At 40.0% G+C, this 12,126-nt stretch carries 13 protein-coding genes; 5 read left to right on the top strand and 8 right to left on the bottom strand.

Features of this window, described 5'->3' with window-relative positions; genetic code table 11:
- Positions 1–282: 282 nt before the first annotated feature.
- On the top strand, positions 283–1,344 hold the full coding sequence (locus tag FJR37_RS23840) for a class I SAM-dependent methyltransferase (RefSeq protein ID WP_168467308.1): 1,062 nt from the start codon (positions 283–285) through the stop codon (positions 1,342–1,344).
- A 516-nt stretch (positions 1,345–1,860) separates the two neighbouring features.
- Here the strand turns inward: FJR37_RS23840 and patX are convergent.
- The 3 genes from patX to queC all read right to left on the bottom strand — a co-directional run bounded on the left by patX (position 1,861) and on the right by queC (position 4,873).
- Complete coding sequence (gene patX, locus FJR37_RS23835; RefSeq protein ID WP_027401389.1) at positions 1,861–2,097, bottom strand: heterocyst-inhibiting protein PatX; 237 nt, start codon at positions 2,095–2,097, stop codon at positions 1,861–1,863.
- Positions 2,098–2,204: 107 nt separating this feature from the next.
- Positions 2,205–3,947 carry an FAD-dependent oxidoreductase gene (locus FJR37_RS23830; protein ID WP_168467307.1) on the bottom strand — a complete coding sequence of 581 codons (1,743 nt, stop codon included), beginning with the start codon at positions 3,945–3,947 and terminating at the stop codon, positions 2,205–2,207.
- Between the two features lie 209 nt (positions 3,948–4,156).
- Complete coding sequence (queC, locus tag FJR37_RS23825; protein ID WP_168467306.1) at positions 4,157–4,873, bottom strand: 7-cyano-7-deazaguanine synthase QueC; 717 nt, start codon at positions 4,871–4,873, stop codon at positions 4,157–4,159.
- A gap of 14 nt (positions 4,874–4,887) precedes the next feature.
- Between queC and FJR37_RS23820 the strand changes: the two genes are divergently transcribed.
- The 4 genes from FJR37_RS23820 (at position 4,888) to FJR37_RS23805 (ending at position 8,497) form a co-directional block, all read left to right on the top strand.
- Complete coding sequence (locus FJR37_RS23820; RefSeq protein WP_168467305.1) at positions 4,888–5,028, top strand: hypothetical protein; 141 nt, start codon at positions 4,888–4,890, stop codon at positions 5,026–5,028.
- 418 nt (positions 5,029–5,446) lie between these two features.
- A complete protein-coding gene (locus tag FJR37_RS23815; protein ID WP_168467304.1) occupies positions 5,447–6,529 on the top strand; it encodes a Gfo/Idh/MocA family protein in 1,083 nt (360 codons plus the stop codon).
- A gap of 316 nt (positions 6,530–6,845) precedes the next feature.
- Positions 6,846–8,018, top strand: coding sequence for a ParM/StbA family protein (locus tag FJR37_RS23810; RefSeq protein WP_168467303.1), 1,173 nt, complete (start codon positions 6,846–6,848; stop codon positions 8,016–8,018).
- Between the two features lie 5 nt (positions 8,019–8,023).
- The gene (locus FJR37_RS23805) at positions 8,024–8,497 is read left to right on the top strand and encodes a plasmid segregation centromere-binding protein ParR (RefSeq protein WP_168467302.1); all 474 of its coding nucleotides are present in this window, start codon (positions 8,024–8,026) and stop codon (positions 8,495–8,497) included.
- A 292-nt stretch (positions 8,498–8,789) separates the two neighbouring features.
- Here the strand turns inward: FJR37_RS23805 and FJR37_RS23800 are convergent, their stop codons facing one another.
- The 5 genes from FJR37_RS23800 to FJR37_RS23780 all read right to left on the bottom strand — a co-directional run.
- Positions 8,790–9,371 (bottom strand): CPBP family intramembrane glutamic endopeptidase, encoded by a 582-nt coding sequence (locus FJR37_RS23800; RefSeq protein ID WP_168467301.1) that lies wholly within the window; start codon positions 9,369–9,371, stop codon positions 8,790–8,792.
- A 6-nt stretch (positions 9,372–9,377) separates the two neighbouring features.
- Positions 9,378–10,439 (bottom strand): DUF3326 domain-containing protein, encoded by a 1,062-nt coding sequence (locus tag FJR37_RS23795; RefSeq protein WP_168467309.1) that lies wholly within the window; start codon positions 10,437–10,439, stop codon positions 9,378–9,380.
- Between the two features lie 52 nt (positions 10,440–10,491).
- Complete coding sequence (locus FJR37_RS23790; RefSeq protein WP_168467300.1) at positions 10,492–10,662, bottom strand: hypothetical protein; 171 nt, start codon at positions 10,660–10,662, stop codon at positions 10,492–10,494.
- 63 nt (positions 10,663–10,725) lie between these two features.
- Complete coding sequence (locus FJR37_RS23785) at positions 10,726–11,046, bottom strand: 2Fe-2S iron-sulfur cluster-binding protein (protein ID WP_168467299.1); 321 nt, start codon at positions 11,044–11,046, stop codon at positions 10,726–10,728.
- Positions 11,047–11,500: 454 nt separating this feature from the next.
- Positions 11,501–12,126: hypothetical protein (locus FJR37_RS23780; RefSeq protein WP_168467298.1), on the bottom strand; the 626-nt coding region annotated here is incomplete at its 5' end.

Below are 12,126 nucleotides of genomic sequence, written 5' to 3'. Positions count from 1 at the left end.
CCACGGAAACAGTGAAACAATATATTGAAGAGCAAAGCATTAACGTCAATGCAGGATAAAGGAAAGCCCTTAGCCTTCATCCCTTCTCTAAATCACAGGTGTGGCTTCCTGAGTCAGCCGCACCTTCAAGGGTTTTCGGCATTTTCCTTATAAACCATTCACACCTGTTAACAGGTAAAAATTGTTATGAATGATTTACATTTTCCATTTTTTTGGCTATAAAAATCTGGACGAGCCATGAAACTCGACACAATCAACAAAACCTAATTTTATCTTTTATCTATGTTTGATATTTTCACAAAATCAAGCTACCAAGCCCTGCAATCAGGGAAGAATTACTTTGCTTTTGCTCACAAAATCGTAATTTCACAGATCAAAAACCTAATTTATCCATCACTTCAGCCAAATATCAGTCCTTTATCCCGGAAATTGCTCACACAACTTCAAGACAATATGAACCAGTTATTGGCAAGAGACTGGGAAGATAGTCAAGCAGGTGTGTATCCACAAAATTTATTATTTGATAATTCTTGGGAAGATTTCTTCCGTTACTATCCATTAGTATGCTTAGATTTACCAAATATCTGGGAACGAATTAAAAATCGGAGATATCAAGAATTTTCCCAGAAAATATCCACAGATAACTATCCCAGCTACTATGTACAGAACTTCCATTACCAAACAGATGGCTATTTGAGTGAACTGTCCGCCAATTTATATGACTTACAGGTGGAAATTCTGTTTGGTGGCTCAACTGATGCTATGAGAAGACGCATCCTCTGTCCTCTCAAATCCCAACTAACAGCATTTGACCATATTCCCCAAGAACAACTCCGAGTCATAGATATTGCTTGTGGTACTGGACGAACACTGAAGTTAATCAGAGCAGCTTTACCCGACGTATCTTTATTTGGTATAGATTTATCCCCAGCCTATTTGCGGAAAGCCAACGAACTATTATCCCAAATTCCTGGAGAATTACCGCAACTCGTACAAGGAAATGTCGAAGAGTTGCCCTATCGAGATAATTATTTTCATGGCACAACTTGTGTTTTTCTGTTTCATGAGTTACCAGCGGCAGTTCGTCAAACTGTAATTGAAGAATGTTTTCGGGTCACAAAACCAGGAGGCATTTTTATTATCTGTGATTCTATTCAGGTAAATGATGTACCGGAGATGGAATTAGTTGTCAAAAACTTCTCAGAGACTTTTCATGAACCTTATTACAAGCATTACATTACAGATAACCTGGTAGAGCGTTTAGAAAAAGCGGGATTTGAGCAAATAGAAACCCAAGTTCACTTCGTAAGTAAATATTGGATTGCTCACAAGCCAAGTTACTAGAGATTCAGCATTCACAATGACGGTTGATAACTAAGAAAAGTTTTCTGTACCCTCACTTCGGGTAATTATTCCCACCTACTAACGCCCAATGTGTACTGGACGCGATTACCACAGGTGAGATTGGTGCGTGTATTAGTGACTTGGTCACCAATACACGCCAAGGGTTGAGCAATTACCGGATGTTTTGATGAAATATTGAACAATTTTCGAGAGATGAAGTGCTGTAACTGTCTATGTTTTTAGCAGAGAAATGGCAATACTGATAGCTTGCGTGATGACGCGAGAGCCATGCAACTGATTAAAGATATAGTGCTTGTAACTATCTATATCTGGTGTCAGTCAAAGAGAAATTCACAAACGATAAAATCAAACAAGTGTAGTGCTGTAACTGTCTATATCGTTTCAATTCAAGAAGTGGTATGTAGGATTTAAAAGATCCAATAATCCGGTAACATCATTTCTGGGTTGGCAGGTATTGCGCTCCAACGATTGAATAACAGAACTGAAATTGCCAACTTATCCATCTAATCCTCTACGACCACTACCTCGATGAGGATTGGGCTTTTCGGGTTGATTGGGGCTAGGTTTGGAGTTATCAGCCAGGTTGAAACTCTGGTTTAACACCAAAGGTGAAAGCTGGTAATCGGACTTAGCCATTGACAGAGCGGAAAAACGAGTCTGTACTGCTTCGCAGTTAAAAGCTAAGGAGCCAAATACCAGACTCGATACTAAAAGTGAAATGGCAGCACGCATAGTAGATGTCTATTTTAGAACTCTCTACTTCACTAATACTTAACTCTTATATGTCTATCCGGAAAATTTGCGAAAAAGTATTGTATTTTACTGAATAATTGTTCATTTTATACTTCTTCAATATATTCAACAAGTAACCAGTTCCCAGACAAATTTGGCCGCCCCCAAATCTTGAGTATTTTTTCTGGGGGTAAAGCTTGTAGTTGCTGATCTATATCAGGTATCAACGTCACAAGCTGCCAATTTGTTGTAGTAAAATTGGTTTCATTTGTAATATTAAATTGGTAATTTTGCTCACCTAGTCGTTGGAATTTGCCTGTAAAGCAGTTGAGGTTTAATTTATTATCTGGTCTCACCACAATACAAGGGCAGTCACCATCAGCAGGATAAGCTTCTGGATGGTCTAAATAATAAGTTTGCCAGTACAACCAATCGGGATGATTAGTTAATAAGTTAAACAAGGGAACAATTACGCTAGGTGCATCGTCGTCTGTCAATAATGCAGCCTGCAAACTCTTCACTGGTAAATCCCTGGGCTGACATTCTAGCACAATACAAAGAGAAGCTGCCATACCTGCCGCTTGTCCAATTCCCATGACTACTGGTTGAAGTCTAGTAGCGCCGTTAGCGATGTGAGAAACGGAAATGTTTTTTTCACAAACTAGCAAACCATCTGTGGTGGCAGGAACAAGAGCGCGATAGGGGATAGTGAAGGGTGTTCCTGTCCATCTTCCACCCCAACGAATAGATTTAGGTTGCAGTGAGAACTCTACACCAGGATAATGATGATCGTTGGCATAGTTACCGACGGCGATCGCATCATGAAATGGTAATGCGGTTTTGCCGTTGGCTAAAGGCAGGATATCCCGTTCAGAAACAGTTGTCAAGCCTACTAGGCGGCGACTTTCCCGATAATAGGGATGGAGGGCAAAGGCGGAGTTAGGATGGGAAAACAGGTTTTCTGCTAATCCGTAACGCCTACCAAACTGACTTTGAATGTGATGGGCGAAATTCTGACTATGCCAATAACATTCTTGCATAAATTCGCGCTTTTTCTCCCCTACATCTAGTAACCGATTGGCATTTTGGCAGTAATCGTTGCCCGCAATAGGCCAGTTAATCATAAATTGATTCGCTGGTAAGCGTCCATAGTTCAAAAATGTTTCTGCGCCATAGTTGTCCCAAGCTCCTGTAAACTGGGATGGATTATAGTTGGGGGCGGGGAGAATTTCTGGGGCGGTATTTTCTCCAAAGTCTTGCATGACTACTACCCAGGTTGGTGCTTGGACTGGATAGGTTTGGGTCAGGGAGTTAAAATTTGTTGGTGCGCTGGGTTCTTGCCATTCTGATTGTAATTCCCAACCCCAACGATGAGGGATTTCTCCTAAAGCTAATAGGTCTCCTAATTCTGTGCCGTCGAGAATGATTTTGGCGTTGATGGTAAAGTCTGCAAAGCGTATACCTGTGATCCTGTCTTGGGTTCGCAATACTTCTAAGGGAACTTGTCCAGAAATCCATTGCAGGTTAGGTAGTTCTCGTACCCAGTCGGCAAATATTTCTGCACCTATCCGCGGGTCATAAGTAAAAAAACTGACCCAACTATTATCTAATCCGCCTGGTTGTCTGCGTTGTAATTCTTGTAGGAAGACTCCCCATAGTCCTGTTTGCCAGGCTTGTAATTCGTTGCCGTCTGGTGCAGATACACCGGCACAGGTGAGCATTCCTCCTAACCAGGGAAATTCACTCACGAGGATTGTGTTTACACCTCGTCGCGCTGCTTGGATAGCCGCAGCAGTCCCGCCGGTGCCTCCGCCAACGACTAGGACATCGGTTGTATAGATTTGATTCATCGTATTTTATAGGATTAAGTATGGTTTTATAGTTTATCAAAGGGCGATCGCTACCTGATTATACTCAAAACGGCTAGAAGCTGGACTTTTTTATCATACAAAGAACAAGTTCAAAGCCTCTCCAGTATTAAATATTATTCCTTTTCCCTCTCCTCTTAGGAGAGGTGCAAAGGAGAGGTTTACCAGAGGGGGTTTCATATTTGGTTAAACTATGAACCGTTTTCAGTATAAGTGACATAATCAATGGGATCTTCTAAACCCAATTCGGCAAAGGCTGCTAACCGCAATTGACAGGAATCACAGACACCGCAGGCTGAATCACCACCGGCATAGCAAGACCATGTGAGATCCCAAGGTACTCCTAATTGATTGCCTAGTTGGATGATTTCTGTCTTTTTCAAATCAATTAATGGCGCGATAATTTTAATAGCTTCTCCCTCGCGTCCTTGTTTTGTCCCCAACTGGAAAACTTGCTGCATAGCTTCGATATAGTCAGGACGACAATCTGGGTAGCCCGAATAATCTAGGGCATTAACGCCAATATATACTCTTTGGGCGGCGATCGCTTCGGCATAGCCCAAAGCAAAACTTAAAAAGATGGTATTACGGGCAGGAACATAGGTAACAGGAATATTATCTGCCATTTCGTCGAGGGATAGCGAAGCGCTCCGCAGGAATCGCCCTGCAGGTAAATCAATCTTGTTGTCTGTTAGTGCTGAACCACCCCATTGTCGTAAATCAAAATTGACCACCTGATGTTGAACTACTCCAGCCGCCTTAGCAACCATAAAAGCAGAATGCAACTCTTTGCTATGACGCTGTTGATAATTAAAAGAAATAGCGTAACATTCACAGCCATCAGCCTTTGCTTGGTAAAGAACAGTAGAAGAATCTAAACCACCAGACAACAAAATTACAGCTTTCATATTCAGAAGAGGAAATGGGAGATCAAGAAATAGCAGGAGGAGAGGGAAATTTTCACAATTACCAATTCCTTCATAAATTGCATCCAAAAGATGGGAAAATTAAGAAAATACAACCAACAAAAATTAAATATGGACAAAAAGACTCTCAGGAATGAGAACATTAATTGTATAAATCGCCTAAAACATTATACTCTGAGTATTAACTATGTAATGAATTGTAATTTTACCTATAGAAAGGGTGATTAATTTACCGCTATAAAAACCAAGTATGTATTGAATTTAGTTAATTTCCTAAATACATACCTGACAATTCCTGTTAAGAGTTACAAAAATTACAGAGTTAAAGAAAAAACACATAATTTTTCTAATAGATGAATAAAAACAGGATAATTAACAACTGTTAACGGAAAAGATCACCAGATGGCGGGAACTGAACCCAAACTTTGAAATTCTTCATAAAGATAATCACTATGTTACCATCTGGATGGTTTAAGACAGATCAGACCTGGCGTTTAAGTATAAAAGCCAACGACCTTAGCGTCTCTAAATTTGGTGGTTGAGGAGAGAACAATAGTGCAAGATAGCATATCAGTGTCAGAGCCAAATCTTTATTCACAGCGCAGCCAGCCGCACCATATTCGCGTAGGCGTAATTGGGGTTGGTAACATGGGACAACATCATACCCGCGTACTGAGTTCCATGAAAGATGTGGAATTAGTCGGTGTTTCCGATATTAATGTCGAACGTGGTCTAGAAACTGCCAGCAAACACAAAGTCCGGTTTTTTGAAGATTACTGCGACTTACTACCCCATGTAGATGCCATCTGTGTTGCTGTGCCTACAAGGTTACACTATGCAGTGGGTATAAACTGTTTGTTAGCAGGAATCCATGTTTTAATTGAAAAACCGATAGCAGCTAGTATTTCCGAGGCAGAATCCCTAGTTAATGCTGCTGCTGAATCCCAGTGTATTTTGCAAGTTGGTCACATAGAACGATTCAATCCCGCCTTTAGGGAACTTAGTCAAGTCCTCAAAACCGAGGAAGTTTTGGCTTTGGAATCTCACCGTATGAGTCCTTATTCAGCGCGGGCGAATGATGTTTCCGTAGTGCTGGACTTAATGATCCATGACATTGATTTACTGCTAGAATTAGCCGCCTCACCGGTGGTGAAACTGACTGCTAGTGGGACTCGTTCTTTAGACTCAGGTTATTTAGATTATGTAACGGCTACCTTGGGTTTTGCTAATGGGATTGTTGCTACTCTCACAGCCAGCAAAGTTACCCACCGGAAAATTCGCCGTTTAGTTGCCCATTGTAAAAATTCATTTACAGAAGCAGATTTTCTCAATAATGAGATTTTGGTACATCGGCAAACCCCTGTTAATCCTCTGATTGACCATCAAAAAGTCTTATATAGACAAGATGGTTTAATTGAAAAGGTTTATACCACGAATGTTCAGCCTCTCAGTGCAGAGTTAGAGCATTTTGTCAACTGTGTTCGCGGTGGCAATCAGCCTTCTGTCGGTGGTGAACAAGCTCTCAAAGCTTTACGCCTGGCTAGTCTAATTGAGCAAATGGCTTTAGAAGAGAGAGTTTGGAACCCATTAGAGTGGTCTTCGGAATCCAGAGTCCAATCTTTGACATCAACCATTTAGCAAAATTTAGCTAAAACTGGTAGTGGGAGAAATTTAATGATTTTTCTCCCGCCAATATGACGGGTTAGGAGTAGGGGCAACCCCCTGTGGCTGCCCTGTAGTTATTCTGTGCTTGGATGTCAAGAGGGGGAAGAAAAAAGAAAAGCTTGACTTGACATTTCCCAAGACTGACATCAGAAATACTAAATCATAAAAAATTGACGATCGCCTGTTATGAATTTTGACGTATTTCTAGTTACACTTAACCCAACCTAAAATTTTTTGTAGCTCACCTTTTTGTAAGATGAGCATGATAACTTTTTACAGAGGAGATTTCATGACAGATCAACCGCCCGTAGCTAATCCCATGAACGCTGCTGCTATTCCTATGAACCGGACTCCAGCATCAGCAGCATCAGCAGCATCAGCAGCCACACCCATGAATTCTGGAAATTCCGGCAAGCCAACCAATATTACGGGTAAAACCATTCTGAGTGTGGATTTGGGTAGAACCTCCACAAAGACTTGTGTGAGCCGTGAACCCAATAATGTGGCTTTCATTCCTTCTAACGTGAAGCAAACATCTATTGAGCAGATTCGCGGTGGTGTGTTTGAAGCTAAGGCTACTGACCCACTAATGGATTTGTGGTTAGAGTATCAAGGTAGTGGCTATGCTGTAGGGCAATTAGCAGCCGATTTTGGGGCTAATCTTGGCGTTGGCCAATCTAAGGTAGAAGATGCGCTGGTCAAAGTTTTATCATCTGCTGGTTACTTTAAGCTCAGAGATGAAATTTTCGTTGTCCTGGGTTTGCCGTTCTTATCGTTGGAACAATTTGAAAAAGAAAAGGCACAGTTAACTAGCTTGGTAACTGGACCTCATGTATTGAATTTCCGAGGTGAATCCATAACTTTGAATATTGCCAAAGTCTGGGTAATGCCAGAAGGATATGGTAGTTTGCTGTGGTCAGAAACTCAACCGAATAAAGCAACAGCAGTTCCCGATTTTACGAAAATATCTGTGGGGATTGTGGATATTGGTCATCAAACCATTGATATGATCATGGTGGATAATTTCCGCTTTGCTAGGGCTGCTTCTAAGAGTGAAGAGTTTGGGATGAGTAAGTTTTATGAACTGGTCGCTAAAGAAATAGATGGTGCGGATAGTCAATCATTGGCGCTGATTTCTGCGGTTAATAAGCCTAAAGGCGATCGCTTTTACCGTCCCAAAGGTGCTAGTAAGCCTACTAATTTAGATGATTTTCTGCCTAACTTAACAGAGCAGTTTTCACGGGAAATTTGCTCTCGCGTGTTAGCGTGGTTGCCAGAGCGGGTAACTGATGTGATTATTACAGGTGGTGGTGGAGAGTTTTTCTGGGAAGATGTCCAACGTCTACTCAAGGAAGCTAAAATCAACGCTTACTTAGCTGCACCTTCTCGGCAAGCTAATGCTTTGGGGCAGTATATTTATGGAGAAGCGCAATTATCTGCTGCTGTTCGCGCTAGGTCATAAAACTGATGTTCCAATGGTCAAAAAAGGTAGTTAAATCCGTTACGTTCAATCCAGAAATTGCTGATGAGAGTTTGTTAGCGCAGGTGGAAAACTCCTTAGAGACACAGCCAGATAAAACTTTCAGTGACCTGTGTAAGGAGGCTCTCTGGAAATCTTTGTGTGTCCCAGAAACTGTACAACCAGTTGCTAAGACAGCAAATATAACTACGGTTGAACAAAAAATCGGTGAGATGCAAAATCAAATAGCTGGTTTTGAGGAACGTTTTTTGGCGAGGGAGTCTCATCGTTTGGAGGCGATAGAAAGTCAAATGATGCAACTTACTCAACAAGTGGCAAAGTTGGCAATTATCCTGAATCAACAACCACTTACTTATATTCCTCCTGATAGCGTTAGCGTGGCGCAAGCCATACCTGAATATGAACCTCAAGAAGTAGACCCCGTAATTAATCGGATTGGTCAGTTTCTTGATGATTTCTAAGCAATAACTGGGTTTTTCCTGGTTTTGACTTTGAGAAAAACTCTTAATCAAACTACCCCAATTCCCACCAATAAGCCATTGCGGTGTTATTGGTGGGATATTTTGTTTCAGGAGTCAGGATTCAGAAAGAAGAAGTCAAATCCTATAGAAAAATTAGGCGTTGCTGATTAAGGGTATGAATTCTAGTCTCACGCAAAGGCGCAAAGACGCACTGAGGTTTGAGTTTTAAAGGTTCAATTCAGCAACACCAAAAATTAAAAATTAAAAATTAAAAAAATCCCTACTCTGATATCTAAAGTTTTTGAATTTTCCATAAGTAGCTAGATAGCCAATTTGTGACGATATGAGCAACTATTGGTAACAACAAGTTGCCACTTAATAGGGTGCTACAACCTAAAATAATACCAACAATGGTTGCCCAAATTACATAAGGCCATTGTTGGGGACCGCTAAGGTGTAGGACTCCAAAACAAAGACTGGATAAGATTACAGCAGTATAATCTGTGCCTAAAGCGGGTAGCATTACACCTCGAAATAATAATTCTTCACTTAAACCAGGAAGTAGTCCTAACCAAATTAAGTCTGGTAAAACTAACGGTTTAAGAACCATTTCTAGATAATAATCGGCACTTCTGCGGTAGGGAGGGGAAAGACGATAAGCTAAACCACTTAATATGGTAATAATTACACCTAAACTAATTCCTAATAATAAATCTTGTTCTTGCCAGTGCCACTTAAAAAGCGCGATATTACCCCAGCGCAACCATAATCTAGCAACTATCCAGAGAATAATTGCGGTTACACCCATTGCTACTAAGACTTGGGTGCGTGTTAAATAGGGTATTTCTGGTTCTTGGTTTTGTTGTTCAATCACAGGATTTTAAAAAATAATTGGTAATTGGTGATTGTTAATTGTTAATGAGGAGGGATTGATACCTGCTTTATGAGCGACTAATACACCTACTGCTTCTAAATATGAGTTTACCTGCAAGGTGGGAATTCTTAACATGGATGCAGGAACTTGCATCAAAGTTTTATTTTCTGCAACTGTAATTATTTGACATTGTTTCTGGCTTAAACTCAATAAAGCACTACTTCCACAAGATGTAGCAGGAATGATTAAAGAATCAACTTGATCTGCCCAGATATCAGTGGATAAAGAATTGTGATTTTCTGTATTAATGATAAATTGCGGGGCGTTACTCAACCCAACTAAAACGCAAGGTAAGAATGTGTAGCCCAATTCTTCCGCTGCTGCACGGGGGGATAAATTTGCGTCTGGTGGGGTGCTGGCAAGGGCAGGAGCATGGGCGCAGGGAATTTTAAAGGTACGAACTAATAAATGGCTAATGACGGCTTCTACACCGGCTATAGGATCTACTCCTTGACCTTGATGATATTTTTTAATTGCGGTTTCGTCCATATCATCGGGGAAACGGGCAACAACAGCGATCGCTTCGGCTTTTTCTTCTATAATTAATTTTTCAGCAGCCCGTAATAAACTATCAGGATTACCGATTGTTCCCCAACTAGCACCTGATGGAGAAGTTCGTAATTCTACGTTTAGCGGTGCATCAGTAATAACATGATTTGTAATATTTAATCCTAGAGTGGCTCTAGCTGCATCGGCTACCTGCAAGTGTCGCAGCATTAATTCCGGTTCGATACCCTGGTCTAAAAGCAAACTGACTCTATTACTGCGAACCGGACGTAAACCCCATTCTCCAGCCGCAAATTTATCTAAACCATATCCTTCGACGTAGAAGCCATTGGGAATATTCCAGTATAGACTTGCGCCGTTCATAACATTGGGGTGAGTAATCAAGCGATCGCATACCTGTGATATAACTCTAGCTACTGGTAACGCATCACCAGCATAACCGCCAATCGCCGCCCCAATGCCGGTAGGTATAATTAAAATTACTGTGTATGGTTTTTGGATGGGTATCACAGGTTTTTTTTCGCGCAAAGAGGCAAAGATGCAAAGAAGAAATTTAAGCGGTAACTACGGCTTCTACTGTTACGGTTTGTGCTTCTTCATTAACAGCGGTAATAGCCCAACGCAGGGGTTCACCTTGTTTCTCCAATTCTACTGTAATCGCTTTTTCTAATTCTGTGGGAGTTTGTTGCAATTCGATTTCAGCGGAAATAAAGTGAGTTGTCATAATCCTAAATCCTTTGCCTTGATGATTTTGAGAATACAGAAACTTTTTGGTGATTGGTGATTATTATCCACCTTTCCCAAATTGCGCTTTATAAACAATCTCTTCTTTTTCTGTTTCGATTTTTAAATCAGAAAGAGGTTTAGCAACACAAAGCAGCGCATAGCCTTGTTTTTGCAAATCTAGACTTACACCCATACCATCTTCTTGATTTACAGTTCCTTCTGTAATCAAAGCCGCACAAGTTGTACAAACACCAGCGCCGCAAGAAGTTGGCAAGTCTAAACCATTAGCTGAGGCCGCGTCAAGAATATTTTCATCTTCAGGAACTTGCAGGGTATGTTTTGTACCTTGGTGGTTAATTTCTACGGTGTAAATTTTGGACATATATAGCAGCAGTGTTTGACAACAGACAAATATTTTATTCTACTTGTTGACATTATTAAGGTATTCTACCATATTTATTCTTAAATTTGACTTAATTTCCCAGGCTTTTGGCTGTTGCTGAATTTGGTTAGCTTGTTCATATTCATGGGGATACCTCAAACTGAGCTGTCATTAACCATCTGCAAAATGCCAGTTATAGCAGGAGTCAGAAGAAAAACCCTTTATTAGCAAGAGTTTGACCTTGCATTAGTGATTTTCACAACTTTGATTTAATCTAGGATTTACGCATTGACAAGACTCCCCAAATATGTAACGTGAATTTTATCCCTTGTAGGGTGCGTCAGACACGATATTTTGACAAAAAAACAGATTTCCTCTATCTGACGCACCCTACTCAATAAGTTATTCCCAAAGCCGAAAACGACGCAATTTCGTTCATTCATATCATGGCAAGTTAGTGAGCGTGCGTAAGTTCTATAATCATATTACAAAATTCTATGAAGGTTTGAAAGGTAGGTAAATGCTCAGTTTCATTTTGAACCCTGGCTATTAATTGTTCTAAATATTCTTCTTTTATGACTTCATTAGGAATTTTATAATGTTTAAGATTATTCACCTTAAACAGTTCTTTTAAATAATCTTTATGAAATTGAGCATGAGTATTAAAATTTTGTTTACCCATAATTTCTGGACAATTAATTGAAACATCATAATAATTTGTATAATCTAATAATGGACTAATTTCTGGTTGGAAAGGGTAAATTCCTTTATTTCCCAAGCACCAAGTGTCAAAGCAGCAATTTTGAACAATGATATGAAATTGGATATTTCCTAAATCAATGTTGTTAGACTTTAAACATTTATAAATTTCTTGTTCTTTATAATCAATAGTAACTTCTTCTGCATCTAAACAAATGACAAGATAATTATATTTACTATACTCTTGAATATTTACAATAGCATCAGGTAGATGTCTATCAATTATTCCCGGTTGACCTTTTGCATTGAAAAGATAATAGTTATGATGATCAACTTGATGGGGTAGTCCAATTCGTGTTAATTCTGGTAAAAGATACTTAC

The sequence above is a fragment of the Aphanizomenon sp. UHCC 0183 genome, from assembly GCF_009712065.1.
Taxonomy (GTDB): domain Bacteria; phylum Cyanobacteriota; class Cyanobacteriia; order Cyanobacteriales; family Nostocaceae; genus Dolichospermum; species Dolichospermum heterosporum.
The sequence above is the reverse complement of the archived record's forward strand: the minus strand, read 5'-3'. Positions and strand labels throughout refer to the sequence as shown.

Excerpts from the sequence above, each read along its gene's own strand:
- FJR37_RS23840 (WP_168467308.1), top strand. The coding sequence starts at position 283 with ATGTTTGATATTTTCACAAAATCAAGCTACCAAGCCCTGCAATCAGGG.
- patX (WP_027401389.1), bottom strand. The coding sequence starts at position 2,097 with ATGCGTGCTGCCATTTCACTTTTAGTATCGAGTCTGGTATTTGGCTCC.
- FJR37_RS23830 (WP_168467307.1), bottom strand. The coding sequence starts at position 3,947 with ATGAATCAAATCTATACAACCGATGTCCTAGTCGTTGGCGGAGGCACC.
- queC (WP_168467306.1), bottom strand. The coding sequence starts at position 4,873 with ATGAAAGCTGTAATTTTGTTGTCTGGTGGTTTAGATTCTTCTACTGTT.
- FJR37_RS23820 (WP_168467305.1), top strand. The coding sequence starts at position 4,888 with ATGGGAGATCAAGAAATAGCAGGAGGAGAGGGAAATTTTCACAATTAC.
- FJR37_RS23810 (WP_168467303.1), top strand. The coding sequence starts at position 6,846 with ATGACAGATCAACCGCCCGTAGCTAATCCCATGAACGCTGCTGCTATT.
- FJR37_RS23805 (WP_168467302.1), top strand. The coding sequence starts at position 8,024 with ATGTTCCAATGGTCAAAAAAGGTAGTTAAATCCGTTACGTTCAATCCA.
- FJR37_RS23790 (WP_168467300.1), bottom strand. The coding sequence starts at position 10,662 with ATGACAACTCACTTTATTTCCGCTGAAATCGAATTGCAACAAACTCCC.
- FJR37_RS23785 (WP_168467299.1), bottom strand. The coding sequence starts at position 11,046 with ATGTCCAAAATTTACACCGTAGAAATTAACCACCAAGGTACAAAACAT.